This window comes from Microbacterium sp. MYb72, assembly GCF_002979415.1.
GTDB classification, from domain to species: domain Bacteria; phylum Actinomycetota; class Actinomycetes; order Actinomycetales; family Microbacteriaceae; genus Microbacterium; species Microbacterium natoriense.
Genome location: NZ_PCOT01000020.1, coordinates 33160 through 51279 on the forward strand (window position 1 = coordinate 33160; position 18120 = coordinate 51279).

Genomic DNA, 18120 nt, shown 5'->3' on the forward strand with positions numbered 1-18120 from the left:
TGGGGACCGGATCCGGATGCTCCCTTACAGGGAAGGTGCACGTTCGGCGTGAAAAGTGACGCGGGGGTCATGCCTGACCCCCAAAAGGGGTCACGGACACTGTCAGGCGGGCGGTCGACCGAAGATCGCCGGGTCGACCGGACGCTGCGCTCGCGGCAGCTTCTCGACCACGAGGAGGTACGACTCCGTCACCAGCTCGGAGATGAGATCCGCCTCCAGCGATGGCCCGGGCAGCAGCGTGATCCAGTGCTTCTTGTTCATGTGGTAGCCCGGGACGATGTCGGCGAACGTCTCCCGCAGGGCCACCGCATCATCGGGGTGAGATTTCAGCGTCACCCGCCCCGTGCCGTCGAGCGGGGTCAGCAGGAACACCCTGCCGCGGACCTTGAACACGTCCCACTCCGGGCCGAACGGGTTCTCCCGCTCCGACCCGGGGAGCTCCTCGGCACGCGCGGACGCCAGGGCGATCAGTTCTGCGGCATCCATGTCAGAAGAGCCGGTCCGTGCCCTTGTCGTCGGCACGGGGCACCGCGACGACCCGCTCATCGAGGGATGCCGCCGCCAGCAGCGCCTCATCGATGAGCTCGCGGTCGCCCTGCGCGCGCAGCCAGTCCTGAGCGAACGAGGTGGGGATGAGCACGGGCATCCGGTCGTGGATGCCGACCAGGTGCGCGGGTGCAGGGCGCATGACGATCGAATAGCACGTGTACCACTCGCCGTCGTCGGTGCGACCGCGCTGTGTGACGGCGGCCATGCCGAAGAGCCCGCCGCCGTCGAGCCCGAACTCGTGCCAGACCCGTTCGGGCTTCTTGAGCTCGTACCATCCCGTCGCCGGAACGAGCGCGCGCGAGCGCAGGCTGCCGGGGCGCTCCTGGAGCCGTTCCGACCGCGTGTTGATGGACGGGAACCTCGCGGGCTGGCCGTCGACCAGGAAGCCCCACCACGCCGGTTCGACGGCCGTCGAGCCGTCGTCGTCGAGGAGGATCGGATTGAGGTTGCGGAGGTTCCTCCCGGTGGGGCGCACGGTCTCGCCGGCGTTGCGGTCGGCCCAGGTGCGCAGAGCATCGAGCACCGCCTGCTCGGCGGAGTCGAGCAGATCGTCGCTGTCGGTGAAACGGGGGTCAAGGCCGTAGCTCGCGCACATGCTGCCAGAGTAGACCCGGCCCCCGACACGGGCTCGGGTAGGGTCGACAGGTGATCGAGAAGCGCTCCCTGCCCGCTCCGCTTGCACTCGGCGGAGCGGTCGCGATCGGCGTGATGACGGCCGTCCAGGCGCGCGTCAACGGCGTGCTCGGCGTCGAGGTGGACAACGGGATCGTCGCCGGATTCATCTCGTTCTCCGTCGGACTCCTCGTGCTCGTCGTCGTCATCCCGTGCATCCCGTCGGCCCGCCGTGGCGCGGTGCGGCTGTGGACGGGCGTCCGCGGAGGCACGATCCCGTTCTGGATGCTGCTCGGCGGTGCCTGCGGCGCGCTCACCGTCTCCACCCAGGGCATCACCGCCGGAGTCCTCGGCGTCTCGCTCTTCACCGTGGGCGTCGTCGCGGGGCAGACGCTGCACGGCCTGGTGCTCGACCGCATCGGATTCGGCCCGGCCGGTGTCGTGGCGGTGACCCCAGGGCGGGTCCTCGGAGGGGCGCTGGCCCTCGCCGCCGTCGGCATCTCGCTCTCCGGCGACGTGCTCTCCACCGCGCCGCTGTGGATGCTCCTCCTGCCGTTCGCGACAGGGGTCGGCATCGCCTGGCAGGCAGCGACCAACGGCAGGCTCGCGCAGCGCGTGCAATCGCCGATCACGGCGACGCTGATGAGCTTCATCGCCGGGACCGTCGCCCTCGCGCTCGCCGCGGGCGTCAGCATCGCCGTCAGGGGGATGCCGCAGCCGCCGCCCGCCGAGCCGTGGCTGTACCTCGGCGGATTCCTCGGCTTCGCCTACATCCTGCTCGGGGCCTTCATCGTCGCGCACACCGGGGTGCTCCTGATGGGGCTCGGCTCCGTGCTCGGTCAGCTCACGGCATCCGTCGTCATCGATCTGATCTGGCCGGTGGAGGCGGGTCCCGTTCTCTGGCAGCTCGCGGCGATGGTCGTCGTCGCCGTCGGATCGGTCGTCGTGGCCGTGCCGCGTCGGCGCGCGCGCTGACTACTTCTTCTTGTCCTTCTTCTTCGGCATCCGCGTCACGAGCTTGCGCGCGTCGACGGGCTTGCGCCGACCGGGACGCTTGCCCGCCGGTTTGCCGCCGACGTAGAGCCAGCCGAGCAGCTCCTCGTCCTTGCCGAGACCGTGCGCCTTGGCGACGGCCTTGGAGCGCGTGTAGTGGCCGGTGCGCCACAGGACGCCCCACCCCGCCTCGTCCAGCAGCAGGCTCAGCGTGTGGGCCACACCGGACGCCACGGACTCCTGCTCCCACCGCGGCACCTTGTCGCTCTTGCGGTAGCTGGCGACCACGGCGATCAGCAGCGGCGCGCGCAGCGGCTTGGACGACGGCGACTTGTCGCCCTCGGCCTTCGCGATCGCCGCACCCAGCACCTCGCGGTCGGCGCCGCGGAGTTCGATCAGACGCCACGGGCGCAGCGACGAGTGGTCGGCGACGCGCCCGGCGGCCGCCACGAGCTGCAGCAGCTCCTCGCGGTTGGGCGCGAGCTCGGTGACCTTGGACCAGGACTGACGGGAGCGGACCGCCTCCAGCGCGCTCACTCGGCGTCCGGGGTGAAGTTCAGGGCGATCGAGTTCATGCAGTAGCGGTCGCCGGTGGGCGTTCCGAACCCGTCGGGGAAGACATGCCCGAGGTGCGAGCCGCAGTGCGCGCAGCGCACCTCCGTGCGGACCATGCCGAGCGTCGTGTCCTCGATGAGCTCGACGGCCTCCGGACGGATGGACTCGTAGAAGCTCGGCCACCCGCAACCGGAGTCGAACTTCGTGCCGCTCTTGAACAGCTCCGCACCGCACGCACCGCACGTGTAGAGGCCAGCGCGCTTCTCGTCCAGCAGCTCGCCGGTCCAGGCGCGCTCGGTCGCCGCTTGACGCAGCACGGCGTACTGATCCGCGCCGAGCTCGTCGCGCCACTCTTCTTCTGTCTTGTCCACGCTGTACGCCATGCCTCCATTCTCGCGCGTCCGGCTGTGAACGGGGTCCGTCGCGACAGAATGGACGGATGACGGATGCCGTGCAGGAGCGCTACGCCCGATTCGCCGAGCAGGAGGCGCCAGGTCGGAGCGATCTCTACGCCGAGTGGGCGTTCGGGGTCGCCGGCGACGCGGCGGTGCGAGACGTGCTGTCGCGCATACCCGAGAACCGTCGCCAGCCGCCGCTGGTCTTCGCCGTCACGCGGATGCTCGGCGCGGATCTGACCGCGTACGGCGCCTGGCGGGGGTTCGTGCTCGCGCATGCCGAGGAGATCGTCGCGGAGTGCACGGCGAGACGGCTCCAGACCAACGAGCCCCTCCGCCTCGCACCGCTGCTCCCCGTGCTCAGCGAGATCGAGGGCCCCATCGCGCTGCTCGAGATCGGCGCTTCGGCAGGGCTCTGCCTGTATCCCGACCGGTACTCCTATCGGTTCGTCGACGAGGAGGGGATGCCGCGGCGATCGCTCGACCCGGTGGACGGCCCGTCGGCCGTCGTGCTGGAGAGCGTGGTCGACGGTGCGATTCCACCCCTGCGGCTGCCGGAGGTCGTGTGGCGCGCCGGCATCGACCTCGCGCCCCTCGACGCGTCCGACGACCGCGATCGCCGCTGGCTGCAGGGCCTCGTCTGGCCAGGGGAGGAGGGGCGCGAGCAGCGCGTCACGGCGGCGCTCGACATCGCCGCATCCGACCCTCCCCACCTCATCGCCGGCGACGCCCTGGAGCGGATCGACGCGCTCGCCGCGGAGGCGCCGGACGGTGCGACGCTCGTCATCACCACCCCCGGCGTGCTGGTGCACATCCCCCGGGAGCAGAGGCTCGCGCTCGTCGAGGCCATCCGCGCGCTCCCGGCCAGGTGGATCACCATCGATCCGCCGGCTCTCCTCGATGTCTGGGAGCCCCCCGTCCACGACGGATCCTGGAGCGGTTTCGTCGTCGCGCTGGACGGCAGGGTGCGGGCCGCGGCTGATCCGCTCGGACGATGGTGGGAGTGGCGCGGCGGCGATGGCGTCGCGGCGATCTAACCTGTTCTCATGCTGGGAGAGATGACCGAGCGCGATCGCGCGATCCTCGCGTTGGAGACCGTGTGGCCACGGCACAGCGGCGCGAAGGAAGAAGTGATCCGCGCGCAGCTCGGCATGAGCTCGGCGCGCTACTACCAGCTGCTCGGTCGACTGATCGACTCCGACGCCGCGATGGCGTACGATCCGATGCTCGTCGGCAGGCTCCGTCGGATCAGGGAGTCCCGTGCGCTGCAGCGCTCGGCCAGGACTCCCGGCTTCGTCGGCTGAGTCCGCGGTTTCGGACGCCGCCCCCGTCGTGATGCGGACGCACAGGCGGGTGCCGCTAGCATCGAGTGGTGTCCAAGCCCACTCGTGACCGATTCGACGACGTCCCCCACTCCGCAGGACGTGTAGGAGCGCATCGCGCCGAAGCCCCCGGCATGAACGGCTGGGTCGTGCTGCTCTGGTCGTTCGTGGCCGCGCTGGTGCTGATCATCGCGGGCATCTTCGGCTCGCTCGTCGTCATGGGCCGCATCACGCTCTTCCCCGAGGCCGTGCCGTCGTCGACGCCGACGCCGGTCGAGACCGGCGTCGTCGACACCGCCTACTCGGTGATGATCCTGAACGCGACTCCGGAGGAGGGCCTCGAGGCTCAGATCCGGGCGAAGCTCATCGACAGCGGATGGACAGCCGACAAGGTCTCCGCCACCGAGAGCGCCAGCAAGGACTTCGCCACGACGACCGTGTACTACGTCGACGACGCGGACGAGCTCGCGGCCATCGGGCTCGCCAACCTCATCGGCGGAGCGGATGTGCAGAAGAGCGACTTCTACGCCTCCATGAACGAGACCGGGGGCAAGCAGCTGACCGTCGTCATCGGCCTCGACCGCTCGTCCTCCGCCCCGGCCACCACGGAGGAGACTCCGGCCCCCTGATCGGTCGGCGGCGCACCCTCCTCGCGGCTTGCACTCGAAGGTGTCGAGTGCCAGAATGGCGTTAGCACTCTCTCACTCTGAGTGCTAAACCCAACGTCTACGTCCAGGAGGGACGACAAAACTCATGGCAAAGATCATCGCTTTCGATGAGGAGGCCCGCCGCGGCCTCGAGCGCGGCCTCAACATCCTCGCCGACGCGGTCAAGGTGACCCTCGGCCCGCGTGGCCGCAACGTCGTGCTCGAGAAGAAGTGGGGCGCCCCCACCATCACGAACGACGGCGTGTCCATCGCCAAGGAGATCGAGCTGGACGACCCGTACGAGAAGATCGGTGCGGAGCTCGTCAAGGAGGTCGCCAAGAAGACCGATGACGTCGCCGGCGACGGCACCACCACCGCCACGGTCCTCGCACAGGCCCTCGTCCGCGAAGGCCTGCGCAACGTCGCGGCCGGCGCCGACCCGATCTCGCTCAAGCGCGGCATCGAGAAGGCCGTCGCGGCGATCACCGAGGAGCTGCTGAGCAGCGCCAAGGAGATCGAGTCCAAGGAGCAGATCGCCGCCACGGCGTCCATCTCCGCAGCCGACCCCGCGATCGGCGAGCTCATCGCCGAGGCGATCGACAAGGTCGGCAAGGAGGGTGTCGTCACCGTCGAGGAGTCGCAGACCTTCGGCACCGAGCTCGAGCTCACCGAGGGCATGCGCTTCGACAAGGGCTACCTGAACCCCTACTTCGTGACGGACCCGGAGCGCCAGGAGGCTGTCTTCGAGGACCCGTACATCCTCATCGCGAACCAGAAGGTCTCCAACATCAAGGATCTCCTGCCCATCGTCGACAAGGTGATCCAGGACGGCAAGGAGCTCGTCATCATCGCCGAGGACGTCGAGGGCGAGGCTCTCGCGACGCTCGTGCTGAACAAGCTCAAGGGCATCTTCAAGTCGGTCGCCGTCAAGGCTCCCGGCTTCGGCGACCGTCGCAAGGCGCAGCTGCAGGACATCGCGATCCTCACCGGCGGACAGGTCATCACCGAAGAGGTGGGCCTCAAGCTCGAGAACGCCACGCTCGACCTGCTCGGCCGTGCGCGCAAGGTCATCGTCACCAAGGACGAGACCACGATCGTCGAGGGGGCGGGCGAGGCGGAGCAGATCGAGGGTCGCGTGACCCAGATCCGTCGCGAGATCGAGAACACCGACAGCGACTACGACCGCGAGAAGCTGCAGGAGCGCCTCGCCAAGCTCGCCGGCGGCGTCGCCGTCATCAAGGCGGGCGCGGCCACCGAGGTCGAGCTCAAGGAGCGCAAGCACCGCATCGAGGACGCCGTCCGCAACGCGAAGGCAGCCGTCGAGGAGGGCATCGTCCCCGGTGGTGGCGTCGCGCTCATCCAGTCGGGCACCAAGGCTCTCGACGCTCTCACCCTCACGGGTGACGAGGCGACCGGTGCGAACATCGTTCGCGTCGCGATCGAGGCTCCGCTGAAGCAGATCGCTCTCAACGCCGGTCTCGAGCCGGGTGTCGTTGCGAACAAGGTCGCCGAGCTGGCCTCGGGTCACGGCCTGAACGCTGCGACCGGCGAGTACGTCGACATGTTCGCAGCGGGCATCATCGACCCGGCCAAGGTCACGCGTTCGGCTCTGCAGAACGCGGCGTCGATCGCCGGCCTCTTCCTCACCACCGAGGTCGTCGTCGCCGACAAGCCCGAGAAGGCCGCCGCCCCCATGGGCGACCCGTCCGGTGGCATGGACTTCTGATCCACACCAGCCGCACTGACAGAAACGCCCCGGCCTCGGCCGGGGCGTTTCTGCATTCCAGGGGGTGTCGAAACAGACGTGTCGGAACTGGCGTGTCTGAACCGATGTGTCGGAACGGGCGCGTCTGAACTGGCGTGACTGAACCTCCACACGGGAACAGGCAGGGAGGCAGGTCGCCTCAGCGGAACAGGCCGGCCGAGTACTGGTCGGCATCCGCGTACTGCGTCGCGGCGCCGCCCAGCCGGCTGCCGATCGCGTCGAGGGTCTCTTCGACGTGACGGGCGGCGCCGTGCCACTCCTCAGCGCAGCCCTGGAAGGCGTTGGACGCGGTGCCGATCCAGGACGACTGCAGTTGAGCGAGTTGCGCCATCAGGGTCGCTGACTCGCTCCGCAGACGCTCCATGGTGGCTCGTGCGGCAGCCTCTGCCGCGCGGACGGCCTCGGTGTCGACGGTGAAGACGGACATGGGTTCTCCTCTCGTTGGAGTCTCCGACGCTACGAGAGGCGGGGCGAGGGCAGTCGTCCTGGTCTCGCCCTTCCACGGGTCCTGTGCGCAACCCACAAGGTCACACCTTTGTGCAGGAGCACTGCTCAGAGGTCGAGCGGCTCCAGAGGCTGCGTGTCCTCCAGCAGGTGCTCGGGTGTCGCACGCGAGGGGGCGAGGGGGAACGTGACGGTGAAGGTCGCGCCGCCACCCGGCGTCTCGGACACCGCGACACTGCCGTGCAGTGCCTTCACGATCGAGGCGACGATGGCCAGGCCCAGACCGGAGCCGCCCGTCTCCCGCGCTCGCGAGGTGTCGGCACGCCAGAAGCGCTCGAAGATCTGCTCGCGGATCTGCGGAGGGATGCCCTCGCCGTGGTCGACGATGGCGATGGAGCCCGTTCCGAGCATCCGATCGGCATCCACGACGATCTCGATCGGGCTGTCCTCGGAGGAGAACCGGCGGGCGTTGCCGAGGAGGTTCGCCACGACCTGGCGGACCTTGTTCTCCTCTCCCAGGATGATCGGGGGCGTGCGCACGGGCACGTCAGCCACCTCGGTGAAGTCGATCGCCGGCATCTGCTCGGTCGTGGTGCGGGGGCGACGGCGCAGCCGCGCGAGAGTGGCGCGCGAGAGACCACGGGGTGCGGGCTGCTGCGCGGCGGGCGTCACGGGGATGCTCCGGGTCGGCGTGCTCAGCCGCGCCTTCAGAGTCTCGTCGACGACGGTGATCGTGCGACCGGGGGCCGCCGCCCGCACATCGAGAGCGGCGTCACGGGCGATCGGACGGAGGTCGAGGGGCACGATCTCGAGCTCGCGCTCGTCGTCGAGTCGGGCGAGGGCGAGGAGGTCCTCGACGAGCACGCCCATCCGGATCGCCTCCTTCTCGATACGCTCCATGGCCCGAGCCGTGTCCTCCTCGCCCTTGATCGCGCCCATCCGGTAGAGCTCCGCGTAACCGCGCACGCTCACCAGCGGCGTGCGCAGCTCATGGCTGGCGTCTCCGATGAAGCGACGCATGTGCTGCACCGTGCGGTCGCGCTGAGCGAGGGAATGATCGGCCCTGTCGAGCATCGCGTTGATGGCGGCGTTGAGCCGGCCGACCTCGGTCGTGGGCTCGAGGTCGGTGAGGCGCTGGCTGAAGTTGCCGGCCGCGATCGACATCGCTGTGGACTCGACCTGACTGAGGCGCCGGAACGTCAGGGTCACGAGTCCGCGGATGAGGAGGGCGGCGATCACGATCGTGATCAGGGCGACGGTGATGTAGATGCCGAAGAACTGACTGATGATGCGGTCGGCGGCCGACAGCGGCATCGCCACGAGCTGGATGCGGACGGCGCCGCCCGAGACCGGCACGTTCGCGACGGCGGCATGGAAGCTCGTCCCCTTCGTGCCGTCCAACGGGAAGGTGACATCGCCCTTCGCGAGCGCCTCCTGCAGCGAGTAGCTCGACGGGAAGATCGGCGAACCGCTGGACGTCGTCGTGTTGCCGGTCGTGCCCCGGAGGACTCCCTCGCCGTCGTACACGGCGAGGAAGAAGTCCCGGGGCGTCTCCTGTGACTGGGTGTACGTCGTCACCCCGTCGTCGGTGGTCATCACCTCGAAGTAGCGTGAGACGAGATCCGACGAGGCGAGCGACGGAAGCTGGGAGTCGATGTTGCCGATCAGCGTGCCCCGCAGGATCGGCACCGTCCCGAGCCCTGCGACGAGCAGGCCGAGGGCGAGGACGGCCACCGTGACGCCGGTGACCTTGGCGCGCAGGCTGATCGCCCGCCACCAGCGGGTCACCGCGTCAGGCTTCCTCGCCATGCGGTCCTCCACGGGTGGCGTCATCGAGCGGTCGGCTGCTTACTTGCCGACCTTGAGCATGTAGCCGAAGCCGCGCTTGGTCTGGATGAGCGACTCCTCGGTGTGCGGGTCGATCTTGCGGCGGAGGTACGAGATGTAGCTCTCCACGATGCCGGCGTCGCCGTTGAAGTCGTACTCCCAGACGTGGTCCAGGATCTGCGCCTTCGACAGCACGCGGTTGGGGTTGAGCATGAGGTAGCGCAGCAGCTTGAACTCGGTGGGGCTCAGCTCGATCGACTCCTTGCCCACCTGCACGTCGTGCGTGTCCTGGTCCATCGAGAGCTCACCGGCGCGGATGATCGACTCCTCATCGGCCTGCATGGTGCGGCGGAGGATGGCCTGTGCGCGGGCGACGATCTCGTCGAGGCTGAACGGCTTGGTGACGTAGTCGTCGCCGCCGGCGTTGAGGCCCTCGATCTTGTCCTCGGTGCCGTCCTTCGCCGTGAGGAAGAGGATCGGCGCGGTGAAACCCGCGCCGCGCAGCCTCTTGGTGACGCTGAACCCGTTCATGTCGGGCAGCATCACGTCGAGGATGATGAGGTCGGGCTCCTCTTCCAGCACCGCCGAGATGGTGGCGGCGCCGTTGGCGACCGTCTTCACCAGGAACCCGGCGAAGCTGAGGCCGGTGGAGAGGAGGTCGCGGATGTTCGGCTCGTCGTCGACGACCAGGATGCGCGGTGCTGTCATGTCCCCATTATGGTGACTCGGGCGATGCTCTGCCTGATTATCCGCCGGAGCGGCGGGTCAGGGGTGCGGCGAGGGGCCGATCAGGCGGCGATGGCGTCCGCATCCATGATCGTGTAGCTGTACCCCTGCTCGGCGAGGAATCGCTGCCTGTTCTGGGCGTAGTCCTGATCGATCGTGTCTCGGGCGACGAGCGTGTAGAAGCTCGCCGTGTGGCCGGACTGCTTGGGACGCAGCAGGCGCCCGAGTCGCTGGGCCTCCTCCTGGCGGGAGCCGAACGAGCCGGACACCTGGATGGCGACCGACGCCTCAGGCAGATCGATCGAGAAGTTCGCGACCTTCGACACGACGAGCAGCTGGATCTCGCCGACGCGGAACTGCCGGTACAGCTCCTCGCGTTCGTCGATCGGCGTCGCGCCGGTGATCTGCGGGGCGTTCAGCGCCTCCGACAGCGTGTCGAGCTGGTCGAGGTACTGGCCGATCACGAGGATCTGCTCGCCGGGGTGCTTGGCGATCAGCTCGCGCACCGCCTCGATCTTCGCCGGGGCGGATGCCGCCAGCCGGTACCGCTCGTCGTCGGTAGCCGCGGCGTACTCCAGCCGGTCGCTCGGCGGCAGGTCCACGCGCACCTCGTAGCAGACGGCCGGGGAGATGAAGCCCTGCGCCTCGATCTGCTTCCAGGGCGCGTCGAAGCGCTTGGGGCCGATCAGGCTGAAGACGTCGCCCTCGCGCCCGTCCTCCCGGACGAGCGTGGCGGTGAGGCCGATGCGACGGCGAGCCTGGAGGTCGGCGGTGAGCTTGAAGACCGGGGCGGGCAGGAGGTGCACCTCGTCGTAGACGATGAGGCCCCAGTCGAGCGCGTCCAGCAGCGCGAGGTGCGCGTACTGCCCCTTCCTCTTGGCCGTGAGGATCTGGTAGGTCGCGATGGTGACGGGCTTGACCTCCTTGGCCTGGCCCGAGTACTCGCCGATCTCCTCCGGTGTGAGGCTCGTGCGCTTGAGGAGCTCGTCGCGCCACTGGCGGGCGGATACGGTGTTGGTCACCAGGATGAGCGTGGTCGTCTTGGTCGCGGCCATCGCCCCGGCGCCGACGATCGTCTTCCCCGCGCCGCAGGGGAGGACCACGACGCCGGAGCCGTCCTTGGAGAAGGCGTCGACGGCATCCTGCTGGTAGGGGCGGATCTGCCACCCGTCCTCGGCGAGGTCGATCTCGTGCGGGGTGCCGGGGGTGTAGCCGGCGAGGTCCTCGGCCGGCCAGCCGATCTTCAGCAGCTCCTGCTTGATCTGTCCGCGTGCCCAGGCGTCGACGACGAAGGTGTCTGGTGCCGGGTGGCCGATCAGCAGCGGCTGGATGCGCTTGTTGCCCGCCACCTGGGTGAGCACGGCAGGGTCGGAGGAGCGCAGGATGAGCGTGCCCTCCTCGTCGCGCTCGATGACGAGACGGCCGTAGCGGTTCACGGTCTCGCGCAGATCGACGGCGACCGACGGCGGCACGGGGAACCGCGACCAGCGATCGAGCGTCTCGAGCATGTCCTCGGCGGTGTGCCCGGCGGCGCGGGCGTTCCAGAGGCCGAGCCTGGTGATCCGGTAGGTGTGGATGTGCTCCGGGGCGCGCTCCAGCTCGGCGAAGATCGCCAGCTCGTGTCGGGCGCTCTCGGCATCCGCGTGGGCGACCTCGAGCAGGACGGTGCGATCGCTCTGGACGATCAGGGGGCCATCAGACATAGCTGACCAGTTTACCGCCCGTCATCGCTCAGGGGGCCACGACGGTCGCGGAGCGGATGCTGGACACGGGGAGCGTGCGCTCCACGTCGGCAGCCCGATCGCGTCCCCGCAGGCGGCCGCCTCCGAGGCCCGTGGCCTCCAGGAGGAGATCCCTGGTCGAGCCGTCCGGCATGCCGACGGTCACCTGGAGCACCGCTCTGGCCCGCACGGCGGCCTCCAGCTCGCGATCCAGCCATGCGGCATCCGCGTCAGGGCCCTGTCGGGTCCGCAGCGCGGCGATGAGGATCGAATGGTCCGGCCGCTCCGGCGTCGAGGCCTCGACGAGCGGATAGCGGTCGCCGGTGAGCACGGTCCCGTGCTCGTCGACCGGGGTCGCGGGGTAGCGGGCATCGGTGAGCGCCCAGTAGACGGTGTCTCGCCCGACGCGTGTGGTGAGTGAGTCGACGTGCTTCGCGAGGGCGAGCGGTCGCAGGCCCTGATCGATCGCCATCGCCTGGATGAGGGTCTGGTCGTCGCTCTCGATCCGGGTGCGGCCCGTCTCGGGATCCGTCGACACCCTGACCAGACCGTGGCGCTGTGCCGTCTGTGCCACGAGGTAGCGCAGCGGCTGCGGGATGCCGGTGAGCGAGAGGTCTTCGAGGAAGCCGATGATCGACTCCTCCGTCTCGCCGCTGACGAGGGCCCGAGCGATGGACTCGCCGGTGAACCGGTAGGAGGAGGCCTGCGCGGCGGACTCGCGGGCCGCGATGGCACGCAGCCTCACGTCGAGCGCGGGGGCGAGCGGGCCGGGTGAGATGGCCGTGAGGTCGTTCTGCAGGAAGATGCGGTCGACCTCGGCCGGAAGCAGCTCGGCGAGTGCGGTCGCGTCGGGGGCGAGGCCGGCGCGCACGGGCTCGGCCCACACCGGCTCGGTGCCGTCGTCGGCGATCAGCCCGAGCAGCCGGGCGCGCTCGCCCAATGCGGCGCTGCGCTCGGGCCAGCCGGCGTCCCAGGGATGCGCGAACGTCCACGACGCCGGAGGTAGGTACCCGCCTGCAGGGGTGTGGATGCCGCGGGGCAGCGTGCTCAGGAAGCCCGAGACCAGGTCGCTCCAGCGGGCGGCCGCCGACGAGCGCAGCCACTCCTCTGCGGTCGTGGTGGTGCGAAGTCGCCTGTCGTCCGCCAGAGCCAGCCGCGCATCGACCGCCAGGGCGACCAGGGGGTCGACGGCGTCGGCGGGGATGCCGTTCTCCGCCAGCTGCTTCCTCTCACCCGCGCTGATGCCCCCGCCCGAGAGGAGCCCGAGGGGGTTCTCTCTCGCCAGGAGCAGCAGATCGGCGACGGCGGCGACGGTCGTGAAGGCGCGCTCGGCGGCATGCGCGGACGCGGCCTGATCGGATGGTGAGAGTGCTGTCTCGGGTACCGGAGCGGGAGCGGGGCGGTCCAGGACGGCGGAGGCGACCGGGGCGAACGGCGTGCCGTCAGGGCGAAGCAGCGCGAGGGCGGTCAGGGGCTCGCGCTCGGCGCCCGCGTCTCCGCCGTGCGCCGCGTGCGCGAGGGCGGAGGCCTCCGCGGCGGTCAGCTGCGGCAGGATGCGCGAGAGCGATCCTGCGTCGAGCAGCGCCTCGGCGGCGTCGAAGAAGTCCTGCCAGCCGGCATCCGTCCGCACGCCGCGCGCACGGAACAGCGTCTCCAGCTCGTCGTCGCTCGCCGCGGCCAGCCATTCGGCCAGTGGTCGGGCGTGCGCGCTCATGTCCGCCTCAGGGCCGCGATGCCGCGCGACCCTTCCGGATGAAGCTCATCACCAGCAGGACGATGATCAGCACGAACGCGACCGGGAGGCCCCAGTAGGGGATCGCGGCGATGAACGGCCAGGCGCCGCCGCCGAAGTCGTCTTGCTTCATGCCGACCGCCGTGCCGATGATGATGGCGAAGAAGCAGATCACGGATGCCGCGGCGATGCCCAGCGCGGTGAACGCCAGGAGGCGATCGACCGGGCGGACCTCGGGTTCGGGATTCTGCGCGCTCATCCTTCTCAGCCTACTGCGTCGCCGACCGGTAGGCTTGAGGGGGCCGCCCGAGGGCGTGCCTTCTTTCCGTACGATTCAGCGAGGTTTCCCCATGCCCACCGGCAAGGTCAGGTTCTACGACGAAGACAAGGGTTTCGGCTTCATCGCCTCCGATGACGGCCAGGACGTCTTCCTGCACGCATCATCCATGCCCGCGGGCACGGTCGTGAAGGCGGGTGCTCGCGTGGAGTTCGGGGTCGCCGACGGCAAGCGCGGACTCCAGGCTCTCTCCGTGCGCGTGCTCGAGGCTCCGCCGAGTCTCGCCAAGGCGAAGCGCAAGCCCGCCGACGACATGGCCATCATCATCGAGGACCTCGTGAAGCTGCTCGACGGCATGGGCGGAGACCTCCGCCGTGGCCGCTACCCCTCCTCCTCGCACGGGCGCAAGATCGCCGCCGTGCTCCGCAAGGTCGCTGATGACCTCGAAGCCTGACGCCGACCAGCGTCTCCTCGACGCCCACGATCTCGCGCTGAACGCTCTGCGCGAGATCACTCCGGCGTCGTCCATCGGGCCCGCAGCGGGCTACCTTCCCGAAGAGGACGGCTCGGTGTCGCTGCGGTTCGAGAACCGTCTTCCCGGATACCCCGGCTGGTACTGGACCGTCACGGTCGACCGGGTCGACGACGAAGAGCCCACCGTGCTCGAGGTGGAACTGCTCCCCGGTGACGGCGCGCTGCTCGCGCCGGAATGGGTGCCGTGGGCCGAGCGCCTCGCCGAGTACCGCGCGCACCAGGTCGAACTCGCCGAGCAGGCCGCCGCTGCGGCGGTCGACGCGGATGGCGACATCGTCGACGCCGAGGAGCTCGAGGACGCCGACGACGAGGATGCTGACGATGACATCGACGACATCGATGAGGACGAGCTGATCGAGGAGACGCGTGTCCTGCACGCGGGCGACCTCGACGGCGTCGACATCGACGAGCTCGACGACTCCGTCGAGTCCGACGAGTCCGACGATGACGACGAGTCCGACGATGACGAGTCCGACGACGATGACGAAGATGACGACGACGATGAGTCGGACGACGACGATGACGATGACGACGATGAGTCGGATGACGACGATGACGACGATGAGTCAGATGACGACGACGAAGATGACGTCGAGTCGGACGACGACGATGACGAGTCGGATGACGATGACGAAGACGAGTCTGACGACGATGTGACCGACTCCGAGGGCCGAGGGTCCGACGAAGAGGAGTGATCTCCGTCAGGAGCATGTAGAAGGGGGCCGCGTGAACACGCGGCCCCCTTCTTCTTTCGTCTCAGGCGGCGCTCAGGCGCTCTGGTGCTCCAGCACGTAGTCCAGGGCGCGGGTCAGCTGACGCACGTCGTCGGGCTCGATGGACACGAAGGTGGCCACGCGGAGCTGGTTGCGCCCCAGCTTGCGGTACGGCTCGGTGTCGACGATGCCGTTCGCCCGCAGGGTCTTCGCGATCGCGGCGGCGTCGATGCTCTCGTCGAAGTCGATCGTGACGACGACGGGGGAGCGGTGCGCGGGGTCGGTTACGAACGGAGTCGCCACCGGCGTCGCCTCGGCCCAGTCGTAGAGCACACCGGACGACTCCGCCGTGCGGGCGGCGGCCCAGGACAGCCCGCCGTTCGCGAGGATCCAGCGGAGCTGGCTTTCGAGCAGATGCAGAGTCGTGAGCGCGGGGGTGTTCAGCGTCTGGTTGAGGCGGGAGTTGTCCACCGCGTTCTTCAGGCTGAGGAACTCGGGGATGTAGCGGTCGGATGCCGCGATCCGCTCGATCCGCTCGATCGCGGCGGGAGAGACCGCGGCGAACCAGAGACCGCCGTCGGAGCCGAGGTTCTTCTGCGGCGCGAAGTAGTAGACGTCGGCCTGCGCGGCGTCGAAGTCGATGCCGCCGGCCGCGCTGGTCGCATCGATCACGGTGAGAGCGCCCTCTGCGGCGACGCGCTCGATCGGGGCGGCGACGCCCGTGGAGGTCTCGTTGTGGGGCCAGGCGTAGACGTCGACCCCGTCGACGACCTCGGCGGCCGAGCGGGAGCCGGGCGCCGACGTGCGCACGTCGGGAGCCTCCAGCCAGGGGGCCGCAGCGGCCGCGGCGAACTTGCCGCCGAACTCGCCGAACACCAGGTTCTGGCTGCGACGCTCGATCAGGCCGAAGGCCGCGGCATCCCAGAACGCCGTGGATCCGCCGTTGCCGACGATGATCTCGTAGCCCTCGGGAAGGCGGAACAGCGCGGCCAGCTGCTCGCGCACGTTGCCGACGAGGTTCTTCACCGGCGCCTGGCGGTGCGAGGTGCCCAGCAGTCCTGCTCCGGCGGCGAGCAGCGCGTCGAGCTGCTCGGGGCGCACCTTTGAGGGGCCGCATCCGAAGCGGCCGTCAGCGGGCAGGAGGTCTCGGGGAATCTCGATCGCCATGGGTCGATTCTAGGGTGCGCGCTCTCCGGGGTTTCGCCGCATGACGCCTCGATGTCCCCGCGGGAATGTAGGCTTGCCTAAGAAGACCCGGAGGGCCAGATGACGGACTTGATCGACACCACGGAGATGTATCTCCGCACCATCCTCGAACTCGAGGAGGAGAACATCGTGCCGCTGCGCGCTCGCATCTCCGAGCGTCTGGGGCACTCGGGCCCCACGGTCTCGCAGACGGTCGGGCGCATGGAGCGCGACGGTCTCGTCGTCGTCTCCGAGGACCGCACCCTCGAGCTCACCGAATCCGGACGCCGCAAGGCGGTCGACGTGATGCGCAAGCACCGTCTCGCCGAGCGCCTGCTCTCCGACGTGATCGGCCTCGACTGGGCCTACGTGCACGAAGAAGCCTGCCGCTGGGAGCACGTGATGAGCGAGCAGGTCGAGCGCCGCCTGGTCGAGCTGCTCGGCCACCCGACGGAGTCGCCGTACGGCAACCCGATCCCCGGACTGGACCAGCTCGGAGACGTCCCCGCCCGCACGTTCGACGAGGGCGTGATCGGTCTCGTGCAGAAGCTCAACGCGGCAGGGGAGCCCATCAAGGGCACGGTGCGTCGTCTCGCCGAGCCTGCTCAGGTCGACCCCGAGCTCCTCGAGCAGCTCAGGGATGCGGGCGTCGTGCCCGGTGCCGAGGGCGACTACCGCTTCAACGAGGGCTACGTGCTGATCCAGATGGACGGCAAGGACGAGGGGCTCGAGCTCCCCGTCGAGCTCGCGTCGCACATCTTCCTCGTCGGCGAGCCCAGCTGACCCTGTCGACGGATCACCGCTGACCCCGCCCGGGGGATTAACAGGTTCTCGGGGTGACACGACCGTTATCTTCCGGTAACCTCGGACAGGTCGTCAGCGAAGAAGCCCGTTGACGGTTACCCGCGAGGATCGCCTTCCAGGCTCGTCGTCTTCACGGTAGGAACGCACAAAGTACCCCGAGCTACATTCGTGCCACGAGAACAGAGTGCCGACGAGCCAGCGCTACCCGAAGCGTGCAGGCGCAGGAGGATTACGTTTTGGCCGCAGACATCGAACCGCCCCTGAAGACAATCGAAGACCGCGCAGTCGCCCGTCGTGGCGATGCTCGCGGCCCGGCCCGCAAGGTCGTCAAGCCGCTCCGTTCGGTCGTGATCTTCGGAGCGGTCGGCGCTCTGGTGGCGGCTGTCGCCCTTCCTGCGTACGCATCGTCGAAGCCCGCCGACACCGCGGCCACCCTGCAGCAGCTCGCGGCGGAGGATGCGCAGTCGCTCGTCGTCGCGTCCGTGGCCACGTCGGCTCCTCTCGAGCACGGCAGCTTCACCGCCACCACGCCGGAAGAGATCGCGAAGAAGAAGGCTGAGGAAGAGGCTGCTGCCCGTGCGGCGGCAGCGGCGAAGACCGCCTCGGTCGCCACAGGCGTCGATCTCAGCAAGTACGCACTGGTCTCCCCGGGATCGGGTGAGGTGCGCTATCCGCTTCCGCAGGGCTCCTACACGGTGAGCCGCACCCTCGGCGGCGCGCACAACGGGGCCGACATGTGCGCCCCCGCGATGACGCCGATCTACGCGGCGGCCGCCGGCGTCGTGCGCGTGTCCTCCGAGAACTACTACGGCTACGGCGTGGGTATCGTCATCGACAGCGTCGTGGGCGGTCAGCGTCTCGAGACCACCTACGGGCACATGACCTACGGCACTCGCCAGGTCGAGGTCGGCGCGACGGTCGCAGCCGGGCAGCTCATCGGCTTCGTCGGCAGCACGGGGCGATCGACCGCGAACCACCTGCACTTCGAGGTCAAGGTGAGCGGAACCCTGCAGGAGCCGATCGGCTGGCTCGCCGCCAACGCCGGCTGATCCACGGCATCCATCGCTGACACGCCTTCGGGCGTTCACCCTCTGTTTCGCCCTGCACCCCGTGGAATGGGTTAGCCTGAACCCGTTGTCGCACTGACGGGAGAGGCTGATGGAACGAATACCGAGCATCCGCACCATGGATGCCCTCGGTCGTCACGTCCTTCAGCATCGGCCGCAGGGATGCCACGGTGTTGCCGTGCGCGAAAGGCGCTGTCTGTAGACAGCGCCTTTTTTCATCCCCGCGTCCACTCGATCATCGTGCGGCTCGTG

General features: G+C 69.1%; 20 protein-coding genes. 9 read left to right on the forward strand and 11 right to left on the reverse strand.

Annotated elements, in window-relative coordinates:
• Positions 1 to 102: 102 nt before the first annotated feature.
• Together CQ047_RS12210 and CQ047_RS12215 are read right to left on the reverse strand one after the other, a co-directional pair.
• A complete protein-coding gene (locus tag CQ047_RS12210) occupies positions 103 to 486 on the reverse strand; it encodes an MmcQ/YjbR family DNA-binding protein (protein WP_105675615.1) in 384 nt (127 codons plus the stop codon).
• A gap of 1 nt (position 487) precedes the next feature.
• Positions 488 to 1144, reverse strand: coding sequence for an SOS response-associated peptidase family protein (locus CQ047_RS12215; RefSeq protein ID WP_105675617.1), 657 nt, complete (start codon positions 1142 to 1144; stop codon positions 488 to 490).
• A gap of 53 nt (positions 1145 to 1197) precedes the next feature.
• Here CQ047_RS12215 and CQ047_RS12220 point away from each other — a divergent pair, with 53 nt between their 5' ends.
• Complete coding sequence (locus tag CQ047_RS12220; protein ID WP_105675703.1) at positions 1198 to 2136, forward strand: DMT family transporter; 939 nt, start codon at positions 1198 to 1200, stop codon at positions 2134 to 2136.
• Here the strand turns inward: CQ047_RS12220 and CQ047_RS12225 are convergent, their stop codons facing one another.
• Together CQ047_RS12225 and msrB are read right to left on the reverse strand one after the other, a co-directional pair.
• On the reverse strand, positions 2137 to 2691 hold the full coding sequence (locus CQ047_RS12225; RefSeq protein WP_105675619.1) for a nitroreductase family protein: 555 nt from the start codon (positions 2689 to 2691) through the stop codon (positions 2137 to 2139).
• The gene (gene msrB, locus CQ047_RS12230) at positions 2688 to 3092 is read right to left on the reverse strand and encodes a peptide-methionine (R)-S-oxide reductase MsrB (RefSeq protein WP_105675621.1); all 405 of its coding nucleotides are present in this window, start codon (positions 3090 to 3092) and stop codon (positions 2688 to 2690) included. Before msrB ends, CQ047_RS12225 begins: the two co-directional genes overlap by 4 nt.
• Positions 3093 to 3148: 56 nt before the next feature.
• On the opposite strand from msrB, the gene CQ047_RS12235 reads away from it, so the two are divergent.
• The 4 genes from CQ047_RS12235 (at position 3149) to groL (ending at position 6799) form a co-directional block, all read left to right on the forward strand.
• Entirely contained in the window at positions 3149 to 4141 is a 993-nt protein-coding gene (locus tag CQ047_RS12235) for a DUF2332 domain-containing protein (RefSeq protein WP_105675623.1), read from the forward strand.
• 9 nt (positions 4142 to 4150) lie between these two features.
• A complete protein-coding gene (locus CQ047_RS12240; RefSeq protein ID WP_105675625.1) occupies positions 4151 to 4408 on the forward strand; it encodes a DUF3263 domain-containing protein in 258 nt (85 codons plus the stop codon).
• Positions 4409 to 4476: 68 nt separating this feature from the next.
• Positions 4477 to 5055, forward strand: a complete 579-nt coding sequence (locus tag CQ047_RS12245; RefSeq protein WP_308116175.1) for a LytR C-terminal domain-containing protein — start codon at positions 4477 to 4479, stop codon at positions 5053 to 5055.
• 124 nt (positions 5056 to 5179) lie between these two features.
• Complete coding sequence (gene groL / locus CQ047_RS12250) at positions 5180 to 6799, forward strand: chaperonin GroEL (protein ID WP_105675629.1); 1620 nt, start codon at positions 5180 to 5182, stop codon at positions 6797 to 6799.
• Positions 6800 to 6977: 178 nt separating this feature from the next.
• On the opposite strand, the gene CQ047_RS12255 is transcribed toward groL, so the two are convergent.
• The 6 genes from CQ047_RS12255 to CQ047_RS12280 all read right to left on the reverse strand — a co-directional run bounded on the left by CQ047_RS12255 (position 6978) and on the right by CQ047_RS12280 (position 13547).
• Positions 6978 to 7265 (reverse strand): WXG100 family type VII secretion target, encoded by a 288-nt coding sequence (locus CQ047_RS12255; protein ID WP_105675631.1) that lies wholly within the window; start codon positions 7263 to 7265, stop codon positions 6978 to 6980.
• A gap of 125 nt (positions 7266 to 7390) precedes the next feature.
• Entirely contained in the window at positions 7391 to 9091 is a 1701-nt protein-coding gene (locus CQ047_RS12260) for a cell wall metabolism sensor histidine kinase WalK (RefSeq protein ID WP_105675633.1), read from the reverse strand.
• 39 nt (positions 9092 to 9130) lie between these two features.
• Positions 9131 to 9817, reverse strand: coding sequence for a response regulator transcription factor (locus CQ047_RS12265; RefSeq protein WP_105675635.1), 687 nt, complete (start codon positions 9815 to 9817; stop codon positions 9131 to 9133).
• Positions 9818 to 9897: 80 nt separating this feature from the next.
• Positions 9898 to 11538, reverse strand: a complete 1641-nt coding sequence (locus CQ047_RS12270; protein WP_105675636.1) for a DNA repair helicase XPB — start codon at positions 11536 to 11538, stop codon at positions 9898 to 9900.
• A gap of 28 nt (positions 11539 to 11566) precedes the next feature.
• Positions 11567 to 13270, reverse strand: coding sequence for a helicase-associated domain-containing protein (locus CQ047_RS12275; RefSeq protein WP_105675638.1), 1704 nt, complete (start codon positions 13268 to 13270; stop codon positions 11567 to 11569).
• A gap of 7 nt (positions 13271 to 13277) precedes the next feature.
• On the reverse strand, positions 13278 to 13547 hold the full coding sequence (locus CQ047_RS12280; RefSeq protein WP_105675640.1) for a multidrug ABC transporter ATPase: 270 nt from the start codon (positions 13545 to 13547) through the stop codon (positions 13278 to 13280).
• Between the two features lie 91 nt (positions 13548 to 13638).
• Between CQ047_RS12280 and CQ047_RS12285 the strand changes: the two genes are divergently transcribed.
• Both CQ047_RS12285 and CQ047_RS12290 read left to right on the forward strand, forming a co-directional pair.
• Positions 13639 to 14019, forward strand: coding sequence for a cold-shock protein (locus CQ047_RS12285; protein WP_105675642.1), 381 nt, complete (start codon positions 13639 to 13641; stop codon positions 14017 to 14019).
• Complete coding sequence (locus CQ047_RS12290; RefSeq protein WP_105675644.1) at positions 14003 to 14794, forward strand: DUF3027 domain-containing protein; 792 nt, start codon at positions 14003 to 14005, stop codon at positions 14792 to 14794. The genes CQ047_RS12285 and CQ047_RS12290 overlap by 17 nt, the downstream gene beginning before the upstream one ends.
• 72 nt (positions 14795 to 14866) lie before the next feature.
• Here the strand turns inward: CQ047_RS12290 and serC are convergent, their stop codons facing one another.
• Positions 14867 to 15979, reverse strand: a complete 1113-nt coding sequence (gene serC / locus CQ047_RS12295) for a phosphoserine transaminase (RefSeq protein WP_105675646.1) — start codon at positions 15977 to 15979, stop codon at positions 14867 to 14869.
• Between the two features lie 99 nt (positions 15980 to 16078).
• Here serC and CQ047_RS12300 point away from each other — a divergent pair, with 99 nt between their 5' ends.
• Positions 16079 to 16780: a metal-dependent transcriptional regulator gene (locus tag CQ047_RS12300; protein ID WP_105675648.1), complete on the forward strand. Its 702-nt coding sequence runs from the start codon at positions 16079 to 16081 to the stop codon at positions 16778 to 16780.
• A gap of 257 nt (positions 16781 to 17037) precedes the next feature.
• Positions 17038 to 17850 carry a M23 family metallopeptidase gene (locus tag CQ047_RS19195; protein WP_105675650.1) on the forward strand — a complete coding sequence of 271 codons (813 nt, stop codon included), beginning with the start codon at positions 17038 to 17040 and terminating at the stop codon, positions 17848 to 17850.
• The last annotated feature ends 270 nt before the right edge of the window (positions 17851 to 18120 follow it).

Excerpts from the sequence above, each read along its gene's own strand:
- msrB (WP_105675621.1), bottom strand. The coding sequence starts at position 3,092 with ATGGCGTACAGCGTGGACAAGACAGAAGAAGAGTGGCGCGACGAGCTC.
- CQ047_RS12235 (WP_105675623.1), top strand. The coding sequence starts at position 3,149 with ATGACGGATGCCGTGCAGGAGCGCTACGCCCGATTCGCCGAGCAGGAG.
- CQ047_RS12300 (WP_105675648.1), top strand. The coding sequence starts at position 16,079 with ATGACGGACTTGATCGACACCACGGAGATGTATCTCCGCACCATCCTC.
- groL (WP_105675629.1), top strand. The coding sequence starts at position 5,180 with ATGGCAAAGATCATCGCTTTCGATGAGGAGGCCCGCCGCGGCCTCGAG.
- CQ047_RS12275 (WP_105675638.1), bottom strand. The coding sequence starts at position 13,270 with ATGAGCGCGCACGCCCGACCACTGGCCGAATGGCTGGCCGCGGCGAGC.
- CQ047_RS12265 (WP_105675635.1), bottom strand. The coding sequence starts at position 9,817 with ATGACAGCACCGCGCATCCTGGTCGTCGACGACGAGCCGAACATCCGC.
- CQ047_RS12240 (WP_105675625.1), top strand. The coding sequence starts at position 4,151 with ATGCTGGGAGAGATGACCGAGCGCGATCGCGCGATCCTCGCGTTGGAG.
- CQ047_RS12285 (WP_105675642.1), top strand. The coding sequence starts at position 13,639 with ATGCCCACCGGCAAGGTCAGGTTCTACGACGAAGACAAGGGTTTCGGC.
- CQ047_RS12215 (WP_105675617.1), bottom strand. The coding sequence starts at position 1,144 with ATGTGCGCGAGCTACGGCCTTGACCCCCGTTTCACCGACAGCGACGAT.
- CQ047_RS12255 (WP_105675631.1), bottom strand. The coding sequence starts at position 7,265 with ATGTCCGTCTTCACCGTCGACACCGAGGCCGTCCGCGCGGCAGAGGCT.
- CQ047_RS12210 (WP_105675615.1), bottom strand. The coding sequence starts at position 486 with ATGGATGCCGCAGAACTGATCGCCCTGGCGTCCGCGCGTGCCGAGGAG.
- serC (WP_105675646.1), bottom strand. The coding sequence starts at position 15,979 with ATGGCGATCGAGATTCCCCGAGACCTCCTGCCCGCTGACGGCCGCTTC.
- CQ047_RS12270 (WP_105675636.1), bottom strand. The coding sequence starts at position 11,538 with ATGTCTGATGGCCCCCTGATCGTCCAGAGCGATCGCACCGTCCTGCTC.
- CQ047_RS12290 (WP_105675644.1), top strand. The coding sequence starts at position 14,003 with ATGACCTCGAAGCCTGACGCCGACCAGCGTCTCCTCGACGCCCACGAT.
- CQ047_RS12260 (WP_105675633.1), bottom strand. The coding sequence starts at position 9,091 with ATGGCGAGGAAGCCTGACGCGGTGACCCGCTGGTGGCGGGCGATCAGC.
- CQ047_RS12280 (WP_105675640.1), bottom strand. The coding sequence starts at position 13,547 with ATGAGCGCGCAGAATCCCGAACCCGAGGTCCGCCCGGTCGATCGCCTC.